At 61.9% G+C, this 12,661-nt stretch carries 15 protein-coding genes and 1 tRNA gene; 7 read left to right on the top strand and 9 right to left on the bottom strand.

The window, feature by feature from the left end; translation table 11 throughout:
- Window positions 1–50 precede the first annotated feature (50 nt).
- Window positions 51–788: a competence/damage-inducible protein A gene (locus tag IEV58_RS13315; RefSeq protein ID WP_188410194.1), complete on the top strand. Its 738-nt coding sequence runs from the start codon at window positions 51–53 to the stop codon at window positions 786–788.
- A gap of 42 nt (window positions 789–830) precedes the next feature.
- On the opposite strand, the gene IEV58_RS13310 is transcribed toward IEV58_RS13315, so the two are convergent.
- The 3 genes from IEV58_RS13310 to IEV58_RS13300 all read right to left on the bottom strand — a co-directional run bounded on the left by IEV58_RS13310 (window position 831) and on the right by IEV58_RS13300 (window position 2,108).
- Window positions 831–1,043 carry a DUF3126 family protein gene (locus IEV58_RS13310; RefSeq protein ID WP_188410193.1) on the bottom strand — a complete coding sequence of 71 codons (213 nt, stop codon included), beginning with the start codon at window positions 1,041–1,043 and terminating at the stop codon, window positions 831–833.
- A gap of 61 nt (window positions 1,044–1,104) precedes the next feature.
- Window positions 1,105–1,947 (bottom strand): serine O-acetyltransferase, encoded by an 843-nt coding sequence (gene cysE / locus IEV58_RS13305; protein WP_188410192.1) that lies wholly within the window; start codon window positions 1,945–1,947, stop codon window positions 1,105–1,107.
- 76 nt (window positions 1,948–2,023) lie between these two features.
- Window positions 2,024–2,108 (bottom strand) — tRNA-Leu (locus IEV58_RS13300).
- 253 nt (window positions 2,109–2,361) lie between these two features.
- Here IEV58_RS13300 and IEV58_RS13295 point away from each other — a divergent pair.
- Window positions 2,362–2,520: a hypothetical protein gene (locus IEV58_RS13295; protein ID WP_188410324.1), complete on the top strand. Its 159-nt coding sequence runs from the start codon at window positions 2,362–2,364 to the stop codon at window positions 2,518–2,520.
- Between the two features lie 405 nt (window positions 2,521–2,925).
- Entirely contained in the window at window positions 2,926–3,528 is a 603-nt protein-coding gene (gene wrbA / locus IEV58_RS13290; protein WP_188410191.1) for an NAD(P)H:quinone oxidoreductase, read from the top strand.
- Here the strand turns inward: wrbA and IEV58_RS13285 are convergent.
- The 3 genes from IEV58_RS13285 to IEV58_RS13275 form a co-directional block, all read right to left on the bottom strand.
- Window positions 3,515–4,684 (bottom strand): FAD-dependent monooxygenase, encoded by a 1,170-nt coding sequence (locus IEV58_RS13285; protein ID WP_188410190.1) that lies wholly within the window; start codon window positions 4,682–4,684, stop codon window positions 3,515–3,517. The genes wrbA and IEV58_RS13285 overlap by 14 nt on opposite strands.
- A gap of 7 nt (window positions 4,685–4,691) precedes the next feature.
- On the bottom strand, window positions 4,692–4,946 hold the full coding sequence (locus IEV58_RS13280; protein ID WP_188410189.1) for a zinc-finger domain-containing protein: 255 nt from the start codon (window positions 4,944–4,946) through the stop codon (window positions 4,692–4,694).
- A 94-nt stretch (window positions 4,947–5,040) separates the two neighbouring features.
- Window positions 5,041–5,856: an AraC family transcriptional regulator gene (locus IEV58_RS13275; RefSeq protein WP_188410188.1), complete on the bottom strand. Its 816-nt coding sequence runs from the start codon at window positions 5,854–5,856 to the stop codon at window positions 5,041–5,043.
- 101 nt (window positions 5,857–5,957) lie between these two features.
- Here IEV58_RS13275 and IEV58_RS13270 point away from each other — a divergent pair, with 101 nt between their 5' ends.
- The 4 genes from IEV58_RS13270 to IEV58_RS13250 all read left to right on the top strand — a co-directional run bounded on the left by IEV58_RS13270 (window position 5,958) and on the right by IEV58_RS13250 (window position 10,025).
- A complete protein-coding gene (locus IEV58_RS13270; protein ID WP_308791255.1) occupies window positions 5,958–7,166 on the top strand; it encodes an MFS transporter in 1,209 nt (402 codons plus the stop codon).
- A 72-nt stretch (window positions 7,167–7,238) separates the two neighbouring features.
- Window positions 7,239–7,877, top strand: coding sequence for a glutathione S-transferase family protein (locus IEV58_RS13265; protein ID WP_188410186.1), 639 nt, complete (start codon window positions 7,239–7,241; stop codon window positions 7,875–7,877).
- 850 nt (window positions 7,878–8,727) lie between these two features.
- Complete coding sequence (locus IEV58_RS13255; RefSeq protein ID WP_188410184.1) at window positions 8,728–9,480, top strand: alpha/beta fold hydrolase; 753 nt, start codon at window positions 8,728–8,730, stop codon at window positions 9,478–9,480.
- A 14-nt stretch (window positions 9,481–9,494) separates the two neighbouring features.
- The gene (locus IEV58_RS13250; RefSeq protein ID WP_188410183.1) at window positions 9,495–10,025 is read left to right on the top strand and encodes a gamma carbonic anhydrase family protein; all 531 of its coding nucleotides are present in this window, start codon (window positions 9,495–9,497) and stop codon (window positions 10,023–10,025) included.
- A gap of 97 nt (window positions 10,026–10,122) precedes the next feature.
- Here the strand turns inward: IEV58_RS13250 and IEV58_RS13245 are convergent, their stop codons facing one another.
- The 3 genes from IEV58_RS13245 to IEV58_RS13235 form a co-directional block, all read right to left on the bottom strand.
- Window positions 10,123–10,749, bottom strand: a complete 627-nt coding sequence (locus IEV58_RS13245) for a transglutaminase-like cysteine peptidase (protein WP_188410182.1) — start codon at window positions 10,747–10,749, stop codon at window positions 10,123–10,125.
- A 334-nt stretch (window positions 10,750–11,083) separates the two neighbouring features.
- Window positions 11,084–11,686, bottom strand: a complete 603-nt coding sequence (locus IEV58_RS13240; protein WP_188410181.1) for a PilZ domain-containing protein — start codon at window positions 11,684–11,686, stop codon at window positions 11,084–11,086.
- A gap of 111 nt (window positions 11,687–11,797) precedes the next feature.
- Complete coding sequence (locus tag IEV58_RS13235) at window positions 11,798–12,391, bottom strand: PAS domain-containing protein (RefSeq protein ID WP_188410180.1); 594 nt, start codon at window positions 12,389–12,391, stop codon at window positions 11,798–11,800.
- Window positions 12,392–12,661 lie beyond the last annotated feature (270 nt).

Genomic DNA, 12,661 nt, shown 5'->3' with positions numbered 1-12,661 from the left:
GTTCCCCACGCACTCCCAGCGTTACATCAGGCGATCAGAAGGGGCCTTCCATGACCGAAACGCCTGAGACCATTACCGCCGCGGTGCTTGCCATCGGCGACGAGATCCTGTCCGGCCGCACCAGGGACACCAACACCGGCTATATCGCGACCTTCCTGACCAATCTCGGCATCGACCTGAAGGAAGCGCGCACCGTGGCCGACGACGAGGAGGCCATCGTGGAGGCGGTGAACGCGCTGAGGTCGCGCTACACCTATGTCTTCACCACCGGCGGCATCGGCCCCACCCATGACGACATCACGGCGGATGCCATGGCGCGCGCCTTCGGCGTCGGCATCGATCACGATCCCAGGGCGGTCGCCATGCTGAAGGAGCGCTTCCCGGACACGGAACTGACCGAAGGGCGTATGCGCATGGCGCGCATCCCTGATGGTGCCGATCTCATCGCCAACAAACTGTCGAAGGCGCCGGGCTTCCGGTTGGGCAATGTGCATGTCATGGCCGGCGTGCCGTCGATCATGCAGGCCATGATGGATGAGATCGCCCCGACGCTGAGAACGGGCGTCGTCATGCTGTCGGAAAGCATCCGCGCCGATGCCAAGGAGGGCGATATCGCCGTGCCGTTGCGGGATGTGCAGAAGGCTTTTCCCGAGGTTGCCATCGGCAGCTATCCCTTCAGCGACGAGAAGGGCTTCAACACCAATGTGGTGGTGCGCTCGCGCGATGAGGCCCGGCTCGCCGAAGCGGCCGAAGCCGTGCGGGTCATGCTGGCGGAACTGAAGAGATAAGAGCGCCATGCCCGCGCCAGACGCGGGCATGGCGAGAAAGCATCAGCCGGCGAGGTCTTCGGCCAGGATCGCCATCTGGAAGTTGAACGAACGATCGCCGTCCTCGTCATCCAGGAAGAGCACGCCGATGAACTCCTCGCCGATATAGACCTCGGCGGAATCCTTCTTGCGCGGCCGTGCCACCACCCGCATCGACGGGTTTGAAAACAGGCGGCGCAGATAGTTTTCCAGTCGCTGAAGCTCGGCCTTGTCCACCGGCAATCTCCTCTTAATGTCGATGGGCCCCTGTTCGCACGCTCCGCGAGGAGGGGCAAGTTCAGATCACCGGGTCGTAATAAAGCGGCCCTTCGCCCAGCACCTGGTCCATGGTTTGCGCCGGTTGTTCACAGGGCGCATCGCCCACGATGCGCGCGGGCACGCCGGCGGCGGTGACTTTCGGCGGCAGGCTTTTCAACACCACCGAGCCGGCCGCGATCAGCGAGCAATGGCCGATTTCGATGTTGCCGAGGATCTTGGCGCCGGCGCCGATGAGCACGCCGCGCCGGATCTTGGGGTGGCGATCGCCGCGCTCCTTGCCGGTGCCGCCGAGCGTCACGCCCTGCAGGATCGAGACGTCATCCTCCACCACCGCCGTGCCGCCGATGACAAGGCCCGTGGAATGATCGAGGAACACGCCGCGGCCGATGCGTGCAGCGGGGTGGATGTCGACCTGGAACACGGCCGACGAGCGGCTTTGCAGGTAAAGCGCGAAATCCTTGCGGCCCTGTCCCCAGAGGTAATGTGCCAGACGATGGGTCTGCAGCGCGTGGAAGCCCTTGAAGTAAAGCACCGGCTCCAAATAGCGCATGCAGGCCGGGTCGCGCTCGGCCACCGCGGTGATGTCGCGGCGGATCGAAAGGCCGAAGCCATCACCGTCGCCGATGAGATCCTCAAAAGCGCGCATCAGCACCGCATAGCCCATCTCGGGATGGTCCAACCGCGCGGAGATGCGGTGGGCGACGGCCTCTTCAAGCGTGTCGTGATGGAGGATGGTGGAGGTAACGAAGGAGGAGAGCTCAGGCTCACGTCCCGCCAGTTCCTCCGATTCGAGCCGCACCTGCGACCACACGGGGTCCACAAGCTGCACCGTCGGGTGCGGGTTCAGCGCTGATTTCTGCATTGATCGTCTCCGATCGGATGGCTGTTTCCCTGAGATAATAGCATAGCGGGCAGTCCGCCAGAACCGACGAGGGAAATGGTGCCCCCTGCCGGACTTGAACCGGCATGCCTTGCGGCCCGGCATTTTAAGTGCCGTGCGTATACCAATTTCGCCAAGGGGGCATTCCGAAGACGCATAGCATACGAGATCGGGGAGGCAAGAGTTCAACTCCGGCTCTCCGCATGGTCTATAAGTTACCAGGAAATTTACATCTTGAGGATCGAAAGGTCAGTTCTTAAGCACCGGTCAGGCGCTATGCATTTTTAGCATGGGAGCATCGCAATATCGTCCGTTGTGCAGCGCGAAGGAAGAGAGCATCTATCTCTCAACACTGGCACACGAAATCTTTCGCCAGCAACCTGTTGGAGACTGAAAATGCTGCATGTTCTTATGCTCGCCGCCCGCCGTATCGCTGCTGCTACGCAGGTTTTCGGAGCTGCGGTTCGCGCCGCCGCCGCCGTTGAAGCCAAGCGCACCCCGCTGAAGAGCGACCTCGCCATCCTCGGCATTGGCGAAAAGCTGCCGGTCATCTGAACGGCAAAACCTGGTAGACGAGGGCCGACATCGAGACCCATTCAGAGCAAGTGCTCGTGAGGTCGGAATGTCTGCCCTGGAATGCAAGATGATCGTGAGGCGCCACCGTGCCCTGATCCGCCTGCCCTGGGATGACATCCGCGTCTGCGGCAGTCCCTCGAAGCCTCGGTCCGAGAGGTCCGGCTCTGCCGGACCTGGACCGGAGGTTCCTCTCTTTCCATAAAAAGATCTCGCGGACGGAGCGCTTGCTCTGGCCGATTTCCGCGCTTCTGCCATGACGTCTTCTTGGCCGCATGCATCCCTGCAAGGATGACCATGCGCCTTAATGTCTTGCCTGTTCGCGCCAGGCTGCCATGTTCAGTTGCGAGGCGGCCGACGCCGCATGACGACACAAGAGGCAATGAAATGGCAAAGGTACTGGTTCTCTATTATTCGGCATATGGGCATATCGAAGCCATGGCGGAAGCAGTCGCCGAGGGCGCGCGGCAGGCAGGTGCCACGGTCGATATCAAGCGGGTGCCGGAACTGGTTCCTGAAGAAGTCGCGAGGAAGTCCCACTACAAGCTCGATCAGAAGGCGCCCATCGCCAAGGTCGAGGACCTCGTGGAGTACGACGCCGTCATCTTCGGCGCCGGCACGCGCTATGGCACGGTCGCCTCGCAGATGCGCAATTTCGTCGACCAGACCGGTGGCCTCTGGGCGCAGGGCAAGCTCGTGGGCAAGGTGGGATCGGTATTCACCTCCACCGCCACCCAGCATGGCGGACAGGAATCCACCATTCTCGGCTTCATCCCGACGTTGATGCATCACGGCATGATCGTCGTGGGCCTGCCTTATTCGTTCCAGGGCCAGAGCACCATGGACGAGATCACGGGCGGCAGTCCTTACGGCGCCTCTACCATCACCGGCGGCGACGGCAGCCGCATGCCCTCCGAGAACGAGCTGAACGGCGCTCGCTTCCAGGGCCGCCATGTCGCGGAAATCGCCACCAAGCTCACCCGCGGTTGACGCTGTCCTCGAGGCCCGTGGCGGCATAGAGCCAGTCGACACGGGCCATGAGGCGCTCCGGCCCCAGCATGCGCATGACCTGATTGCGCGCCATGGAGGCAGGCCAGGGCATGCGGTAGATACGGCCGTTCGCGCGCGCTTCCGCCTGGATGCGCATAACGCGCGGGCGGCGCAATCTCTCATAGGCTTTGAAAGCCTCTGCCGGATCGCTCGCCTTCTCAAGGCATCGCGCCAGCACATCGGCATCCTCGATGGCCTGGGCCGCGCCCTGTGCCAGATGCGGGACCATGGCATGGGCCGCATCGCCCACAAGCGTGATCCGTCCCGCAGCCCAACCGGCGCGCGCGGGGCGCTCATGGAGCGGCCATGGCTGCCAGGGCGCGGAGGCTACGACCGAGCGAACCTCAGGATGCCAGCGCCGGAAACACCGGTCGATGGCATCGGCCTTCGGCACCTCGCCCGGGGTGACAGCCACGGCATTGACGGCTCCCCCACCCGAAACAGGGTAGGTGACGAGATGCGCGCCGGGCCCGAGCCACAGCCGGGTGTCATTCCCCTGGAAGATCGAGGCCGTCTTGTCATGCGGCAGGAGCGCACGCCAGGCGGTGTCGCCGGCAAAGATGGCGCCGTCGCCATGAACCGCTTTTCTCACGGCCGAATTTACGCCGTCCGCGCCGATAAGTGCTGCTGCATCAAGGGATTCGTCACGTCCGTTGATTCGGATTGTGACAGACAGTCCAGTCGCTGCCTGACGGACGGAGACAAACTCCGCATCCATCGTCAGCGGGATGCCCGTTTCGCGCACGGCTTTAAGCAGCACCGCCTGCAGGTCGGCACGGTGCACCAGCCGATAGGGTGAGCCCCATCGTGCCACGGCTTCGCGGCCGAGCGGCATGGAAGCGATGGTCTCGCCCGAGATGCCATTCCTGAAGGTCAGAGCGGAGGGCTCTACTGATACCTTCTCCAGCCCCTCAGCAACCGCCGGATGACGGGCAAGAACACGCGAGGCATTCGGGGGAAGCTGCAGGCCCGCGCCGATTTCCGTTAGGACATCTGCTCGTTCGAACAGGTAGATAGGGAGTTTTCTTGAAGCAAGCTCTAAGGCCAGCGTAAGGCCTGCGATGCCCGCGCCGATGATGACGAAAGGCGCTCCCACGCGGCCGTCAGAGAATTCCCGCTTCGGACGGCGTCCAACGGGCTTCCGCAGGCTCGGAGGCGTCGACGGCGAGCTCGGGCTTGTAGCGATAGAGCGTCGAGCAGTAGGAGCAGACCACCTCGTCGTCGTCGCCCATGTCGATAAAGATATGCGGGTGATCAAAGGGCGGCCGGGCGCCGATGCACATGAACTCGCGCGCGCCGACATGGATCACCGAGACGCCGAGGTCGTTGTGAAAATGGGGCGTGCCGTGATGAGCCATGGTGTAGTTCCTGATGCCTTGAGTGGCCTCACACTAACGGCACGGCGCGATCTTCGCCAGAGGCGATCGCGAGGCTTTGAGTCGCGGGTCCTGCCTACTGCCGCCGCATGTAAAGGCTGGGTGGCGCGCCAAGCATCCGCTTGAACATGGTGGTAAAGGCCGGGACGCTTTCATAGCCGAGATCAACGGCAACATTGGTGATGGATTCTCCGTCGGTGAGGCGCGGAAGGGCAGCCAGCAGGCAGGCCTGCTGGCGCCAGAGGGCCAGGCTCATGCCTGTTTGACGGTGAAAGGCGCGGGTGAAGCTTCGGCGGCTCATTCCGAGCCGGTCCGCCCAATCGTCGATATTCGTCCGCGGCGACGGATGGCGGACAAAGGCGTGGCAGAGCCTGGACAGCCGAGGATCGGAGGGAAAGGGGAGGCCGAGCGAGCGGCTTGGCAGACGGGATATCTCGTCGAGCAGGAGGGCGAGGACATGGGCGTCGCGGCTATCCTCGGCAGGCGATACGTCGGCGGCCACCGCTTCCGGCAGCAGCGCCTCCATCAGCGGCGTCAGGCCGACAACGACGAGTCCGGAGGACAATGGCGCGCCAGCACCTTGCGTGACATAGACCGACTGCATCGAAACGGCACCGAGCATGTCGAGCCAATGTTCGACACCGGCCGGAATCCAGACGGCGTGCCCGGGTGGCACCATCCAGCGGCCGCTTGCGGTCTGCACCATGATCACGCCATTTGCGATGTGGAGCAGTTGCGCCCGGCTGTGATGGTGCGGCGGAACGTGATGCTCCGGCGGATAGTGAGCCGCAATCGCTACCACCCGGTCCCTGACCGTCTCGAGCCAGGCCACCCGCTGCCGGTGAGCAGCCACATCGCCATGCGTCAGTCTGTAAAGCGCTTTGTCTGCCATCGGTGGCCCAGTCGCGAAGGTTATGGACCTGACCACGAAAGCGGTCGTTTCGCAACCGGACTATGAAGGCGCCTTCAGCATGCTGCCATCCGGAGCTTCAAGTGGCCGATATCATTGCACCCTCGCAACGCACTGCCAAAGAGACCGTAACCTATGCGGTGTTGATGGGGATCAGCATCTGCCATTTGCTCAACGATGTGATGCAGTCGGTGCTGCTGGCGATCTATCCGATGCTGAAGGCGACTTATTCCCTGAGCTTCTGGCAGATCGGCCTGTTGACCATGGCGTTCCAAGTGACGGCTTCGCTGCTGCAGCCTCTGATCGGGCTTTACACCGACAAGCGGTCTTTGCCCTATTCACTGCCAGCAGGCATGGCCTGCTCGCTGGTGGGCCTCGTTCTTCTCGGCTGGGCCGAGAGCTATGCGGCGCTCCTGGTCGGCTCCTGCTTTGTCGGTTTTGGCTCTGCGATCTTCCATCCGGAGGCCTCCCGCGTTGCGCGGATGGCGTCCGGCGGGCGCCACGGCCTGGCGCAATCGTTGTTTCAGGTCGGCGGCAACCTGGGGACCGCAAGCGGCCCGCTGCTGGCCGCCTTCATCGTCGTGCCGCGAGGGCAGGGCAGCATCGGCTGGTTCTCCGTCGTGGCGCTGGTTGGCATGGTGCTGTTGTGGAACATCAGCGGCTGGTATGTCCGGACCAACCGCGCCAATGCCGGCAAGCCGAAGCCCAGCCGGGAACTGCCCCTGCCCAGGCACAAGGTGCTGATGGCCATTGGTCTGCTCGCGATGCTGGTCTTTACCAAGCACGTCTATTCGACGAGCCTGACGAGCTATTACACCTTTTTCCTGATCCACAAGTTCGAGGTCTCGCTTCAGACCTCTCAGATCCTGCTGTTCGTTTTCCTCGGCGCCACGGCGTTCGGGACCCTTATGGGCGGCCCGCTGGGTGACCGGTTTGGATCGAAGACCGTGATCTGGTTCTCAATCCTCGGGGCGCTGCCCTTCACGCTGGCTCTGCCCTATGTCGACCTGTTCTGGACGGGCGTGCTGACGGCGGTGATCGGCTTCATCATGGCCTCCGCCTTCCCGGCCATTGTCGTCTTCGCCCAGGACCTGCTCCCCGGACGGGTCGGGCTTGTCGCCGGTCTCTTCTTCGGCTTTGCCTTCGGCATGGGCGGAATAGGGGCGGCGGTCCTCGGCGTTCTGGCCGACAGCAAGGGCATCGACTACGTCTACAGCCTGACCTCCTTCATGCCTCTGCTCGGCCTGGCGACGGTGTTCCTGCCCAACCTGAAGGCCAAGAGGAAAGCCTGAAGCTTTTGTCCTTGCCTTGCGGGCTTAGCCAAGCAAGCTTGTCTGCAAATCACTTTAAACAGGAGGGAAGCCGTGCTGACCATCTACGGGGTCTATCGTTCGCGCGCCTCGCGTGCATTTTGGCTGGCGCGGGAGTTGAACCTCCAGTTCCGGCATGTGCCGGTCATCCAGGCCTATAAGCTGGATAACCCTCATGCTCCGGACGCGCCTCTGAACACCCGCACGCCGGAGTTCCTGTCCATCAATCCAAACGGGCACGTTCCCTCCATCGATGACGACGGGATGATCCTGCACGAATCCATGGCCATCAACCTTCACCTCGCGCGCAAGCATGGCGGCCCTCTCGCCCCGGCGGGACTTGAGGAGGAGGCGTTGATGACCATGTGGTCGTTCTGGGCGTTGACGGAGGTCGAGGGACAGGCGCTGGTGGTCCAGAACAACGCCGGCAAGAACCCCGAGAAAGTGCAGGCGGCGGTCGAGGCGCTGCGGCGTCCCTTCTCTGTCTTGAACGATGCCCTGGCGAAAGATGGCTACGCCGTGGGTGGACGTTTCACCGTGGCCGATATCAATCTGGCTGAAGTCGTCCGCTATGCCAGTTCCGCGACCGCGCTCTTTGACGGCGCACCTCATGTAAAGGCCTGGCTGTCCGCCTGCCACGAGCGCCCGGCGTTTCGGGAGGTCTGGGCAAAACGCGAGGCTGAGCCGCTTTAGGCTCCATGGCTCACGCTTCGCCGAAGGTGATGGACAGCTTGTTGGTGAAGGAGTCCCGGAGCGCGGTGTGATCTTCTGAATCGATGTAGATGAGCCCCGGACCCAATTGTTCAGTGAGCCATTGCAAGACGAGAGGGGCTGTTTCGACGGCAGGAGAACCCGCTCGCCCCAAGCGTTGTAGACGTAGGAACCTTCCGGCGCGTTGGCCAGAATGCTGGCTGCGCTGCCCGCGGAGGTTCCGTCCGGTGTCTGCATCAGGATCGAGGCATTGCGGCCGGTCTCCTCGCTTTCATCGAAGTGGACCCTGCCGCCCGAGAACGTGAATTCGGCCAGGTTGGCCGCATCGTGGTTCTCGCCCGGCACCAGCTTCCGGACATTACCGGCCCATTCCGCGGGCAGATTCACGATGACCGTCTCGCCGGGTTGGATGACCTCCGTAACGGGATTGGGATCATCGTTGCGGCGGAACTCGAGCGTCATGGGTGCATCGGTCGAATTGGTGAGATAGACGCTGTTGGGGCCTCCGCCATAGAGATCAATGACCTCTACGCTCCCGCTTTTGGCCGCTGCCAAAGCTGTATCGAAGATGGTTTGATCAGGATCATCGGGAGGAGGAGCGAAGGAAACGCCAAGAGTAACGCCTGAACAGCCATCGGCGGGCCTCATTTCTATTTAGAAATAGCTCTCGTTGAAACTAGTGATCATTATAACTTATCTATTATTGTAGTTCAATGAACCGGTCAGGGCTAAGCCGGCTCACTTGCGTCGCTTTCGGCGCGAGCGCGAAAGAAGTTCCCCTTCGGAAGGCCGGCCGCTATAACGGCGGCAACCGCTTAACCTGAAGACACACATGCCAGATTTCCTGTCACATGGGCACCGTCTTTCCTACGTCACGGAAGGCCAAGGCGATCCCATTCTGCTCATCCATGGCTTTGCCTCCAACATCGACACCAACTGGCGGGGTCCGGGCTGGATCTCCGCATTGGCGCAGGCGGGCTTCCAGGTGGTCGCCTTCGATCATCGCGGGCACGGTGCGAGCGAGAAAGTCTATGATTCCGCTCTCTACACCATCGAAACCCTGGCCTCAGACGCCTTGGCCCTGCTCGACCACCTCGGCATAGATCGCGCGGATATCATGGGCTATTCCATGGGAGCGCGCGTCTCCGCTCTCATGGGGATCGAGCATCCTGATCGGGTGCGCAGCCTCATTCTTGGCGGCATGGGGACGCGCCTTTTTACAGGTGCTCCGAAAAGCGATGAAATCGCCGCGGCACTTGAAGCGCCAAGTCTCGCCGATGTGACCGATGATTACGCGCGCGTCTTCCGCCGGTTTGCCGACGCCACCGGTGGCGATCGGGCGGCGCTTGCTGCTTGCATCCGTGCGCCGCGCACGCCGCTGGAGCCGGAACGGCTCGCCACGATCAAGGCGCCGACGCTGGTCGCCGTTGGCACCGAAGACGTTGTGTCTGGTCCCGCGCAGCCGTTGGCGGATGCCATTTCCGGTGCTGAGGTGCTGGATATACCCGGCCGCGACCACAACCGCGCCGTGGGAGACAAGGTGTTTCGCGAAGGTGTGCTGGCCTTCCTGGCCCGCCGCCCCTGAACCGGGAGGGCTCAATGGCAGTCTATGAATTCGAGGGCGCACGGCCGAAGCGGCCGGAATCGGGCAGCGGCTGGATCGCCGACAATGCGGCCGTCATCGGCAAGGTTGAGCTCGGCGAGGATGTGACCGTCTGGTTCAATGCCGTGTTGCGCGGCGACAACGAACCCATCGTGATCGGTGACCGCAGCAACATCCAGGAGGGTGTGACGATCCATACCGATCTGGGCTTCCCCTGCACGGTGGGTGCAGGCTGCACCATTGGCCACAACGCAATCCTGCATGGTTGCGTCATCGAGGATGGAAGCCTTGTCGGCATGGGAGCGACCATTCTCAACGGCGCGAGGATCGGCAGAGGCTGCATCGTGGGCGCCAACGCGCTGGTGCCTGAGAACAAGCAGTTTCCCGATTTCTCGCTGATCGTCGGCGTGCCGGCGAAGGTCGTTCGCACGTTTGATCCCGATATCGTCACCCGGCTGAAGAGGTCATCGGACTCCTACGTCGCCAAAGGCGCACGCTTTGCGACAAGTCTGAAGCGCATCGATTGAAAAAGTTGGGGCTGGCCTCTGCGGAAGGCCAGCCCCGGCAAATCCGATCCTGGGGACGGGAGGGGTGTGACGGAATCGGATTCGCTGTTCCTATGCCTCAGCGTGTACTGGCGACGCCCACCACAGTGTCGGGCGCGCCCACGTAGACCCAGCGGTTGACGTCATACTGGCTCTGGCGCTTGACGAAGCTGTACTGCGTGGTCTGCCAGGGGCGGATGTCGTCGCGCTGGTTGTCGAGCGCGTAGTCGCCCTTGTCGGTCACGACGGTCAGAACGGCATGTCCTTCGCCCTTGTCGTCCCGAACCACCGTGACGAGCAGTGCCTCGGCCGGCCAGCCCGCAGCGATAAGCCGCTTGCGCTTCAAGAGCACGTAGTCTTCGCAGTCGCCCGCAATGTCCGGCAGCGTCCAATATTCAAGGACGCCAAAAAGATCGAGATCCGTCGCTGGGCTGATCTCGGCATTGACCTCCAGATTGATCCGCTCCAGGTCGGCCCAGGTCTTCTGGTTGAGCACCACACGCCGGCCGCGACCCTGAACGTCGCGGCATTCCTCTGGCAGGTCGGAGCAGAACTGCACATAGCCGATCGGAGCTTCCGCAGCGCCCGTGACGACCAGTGGTGCATAGACAGGCAGATCCTTCGCCTGAAGAGCAGAGCAGCCTACCGCAGAGAAGGCTGCAACCGCGCACAAGCGAGTAAAGTAAACAAGTGATTTCCTATACATTATTCCCTCCAGTCATCCCGGAAAGAATAGTCTCACAAATGATTTGAGGTTGATCTAAGTGATCACGGAAAATCAAACTCGACTTAAAACGATATTTGGTAAGAAAAGTGCAATGGATCATTTACGATAGGCGTTGCGAAGAAAATTTACCATCAGGATTTGCTTAATCATGATGGTTAGGATCGGTTTCCGGCTGTAAATATATTTCTGAGCAATTAACGGGCTGCCCGAACACGCCGGAGTTCTCGGGGTGCGCTGCCTTCCGACAATGCCCAGAAACAAAAAAGCCCCCGGGCGGGACCCAGGGGCTTTAACTTCCATTCCTGGGAAAAGCCTAGGTGAATTGTTCCTGAAGGCTCTCGATGGTCTGCGGCCGCACGAACTCGACGGCAAGACCGTTCTCAATATGACGCACGACGCGGGCCTGGGTTTTGCCGAGAACGACGGCCGTGCCCAAGGGCAGCTTCAGCGAGGTTTGGATCGCTGCGCCCGACAGCGAGATGTCGATGACGATACAGGGATGGTCGCTGCCATCGGGCAAGGTCAGGATGGACCGGTTGTTGCGCGGAGCGACGCGCTCATGCCGACGATCTTCCGGCAGATTGAGCTCGTGCCGGTTGGCGAGCCAGATCAATTGCGTCGCGAGCTTGTCCCGTTTGCGTGCCGTGGCCGTGATCGTCATCGCAAAACCGTTGGGGAAGGGGCGGACGATAGCCCCCTCAATCCTGCCGAGATGGTCGAGGTAGACGATGACGCGCTCACCCAACTCGCCCATGACAGGTGCGATCATCGCCAGCCCGCCCGGTGAGATATTGACCGTCTGGCACGGATACTCGTGTCTGTCGGACAACATATACCGGCCAAGAAGCGAAACGTTGACGCGCTGATGCCGGCGCTTCTCCATCGGTTTCGCTGACAGCACAGAACTGGGTAGCATTCACGTTCAGCCGGTTGATCACTGCACAGCAGTGATGCATGAGGATGAGAAAAGATACCTCCCGCATGGTTTATGAAGTGTAACTAGAGGCGAAGCGCGGGTTAAAGGCGCTCAGTTCCGCCCGCCGTCGTAAACGAAGAAGCGGCCTTCGCGCCGGGCCCCAACGTGCACGAGCGGCGTCTGTACTGGCGGATTTTGCCATACGGTGCGACGGCCGCTTGGCCAACTGACCCGCTGCGTATCGATTGCGAGACGCCGGATATGGCGGGAGGGCAAGCCTTTGGTCGTCCTGACAACACAGGAGCCAAGAACGCCGTTGACGCCAGGGCGAAGTGTCCGGAGCGGCAGCAGGAGCAGTTCGGCATTGAAGTCGGTGCTCTCGGCGGTCTCCTCGCTGGCGCCGATCACAACGGCGGCAGCTTCGGTACTGATGGTCTCGATCAAGTCGCCGACCAATCCATGGTCCTCGGGTCGCCAAAGCGTCTGAAAAGGGCGGCCCCGCAGTTCGGCGTCAAAGGCGGCGCAAACATGGGTCCCGGCCAGCCTTATCTGGCTGCGGCTGTCGTTGAGCGTTTCAAGCAGGAAGACATAAGGCAGGACGGACACAAGCTGAGCCGGATCGATTTCGGCACGGTCAGGGGCGGGGCGGGCACCGCGCAGAGCCGTCCAAATACGATACAGATCTTGTGTGGCATGCAGTTTCATGCACCGGTCCTGTTCCATTCCGGGCCATGCCGGAAGGTCTTGAAGTCCATCAAAGTAAGCGCTGCAGGTCCCGTGCCGGACCGCTATGCACTTAAGGCGATGCCGGCGCTCTCGTCGCCTGCAACTCTTTATTAAGGTTAATATTCTCATAAGGTTGTGGATTTCCGTCGCCGGCATCAGGCTTCGCCCTACGGACTCCCGCCAGAATGGGGGCGCGGGAGCCTGGGGACGAGCAGGGGACTGTTCCGCGTCATCCGTTGCGAAGGGTTG

This window comes from Agaricicola taiwanensis (assembly GCF_014635245.1).
In the GTDB taxonomy this organism is placed as follows: Bacteria; Pseudomonadota; Alphaproteobacteria; order Rhizobiales; family Methylopilaceae; genus Agaricicola; species Agaricicola taiwanensis.
Note: the sequence above shows the minus strand (reverse complement) of the source record. Positions and strands in the feature narration are given on the sequence as shown.

Excerpts from the sequence above, each read along its gene's own strand:
- IEV58_RS13235 (WP_188410180.1), bottom strand. The coding sequence starts at position 12,391 with ATGAAACTGCATGCCACACAAGATCTGTATCGTATTTGGACGGCTCTG.
- IEV58_RS13280 (WP_188410189.1), bottom strand. The coding sequence starts at position 4,946 with ATGGCTCATCACGGCACGCCCCATTTTCACAACGACCTCGGCGTCTCG.
- IEV58_RS13315 (WP_188410194.1), top strand. The coding sequence starts at position 51 with ATGACCGAAACGCCTGAGACCATTACCGCCGCGGTGCTTGCCATCGGC.
- IEV58_RS13240 (WP_188410181.1), bottom strand. The coding sequence starts at position 11,686 with ATGCTACCCAGTTCTGTGCTGTCAGCGAAACCGATGGAGAAGCGCCGG.
- IEV58_RS13245 (WP_188410182.1), bottom strand. The coding sequence starts at position 10,749 with ATGTATAGGAAATCACTTGTTTACTTTACTCGCTTGTGCGCGGTTGCA.
- IEV58_RS13250 (WP_188410183.1), top strand. The coding sequence starts at position 9,495 with ATGGCAGTCTATGAATTCGAGGGCGCACGGCCGAAGCGGCCGGAATCG.
- IEV58_RS13295 (WP_188410324.1), top strand. The coding sequence starts at position 2,362 with ATGCTGCATGTTCTTATGCTCGCCGCCCGCCGTATCGCTGCTGCTACG.
- IEV58_RS13275 (WP_188410188.1), bottom strand. The coding sequence starts at position 5,856 with ATGGCAGACAAAGCGCTTTACAGACTGACGCATGGCGATGTGGCTGCT.
- wrbA (WP_188410191.1), top strand. The coding sequence starts at position 2,926 with ATGGCAAAGGTACTGGTTCTCTATTATTCGGCATATGGGCATATCGAA.
- cysE (WP_188410192.1), bottom strand. The coding sequence starts at position 1,947 with ATGCAGAAATCAGCGCTGAACCCGCACCCGACGGTGCAGCTTGTGGAC.
- IEV58_RS13255 (WP_188410184.1), top strand. The coding sequence starts at position 8,728 with ATGCCAGATTTCCTGTCACATGGGCACCGTCTTTCCTACGTCACGGAA.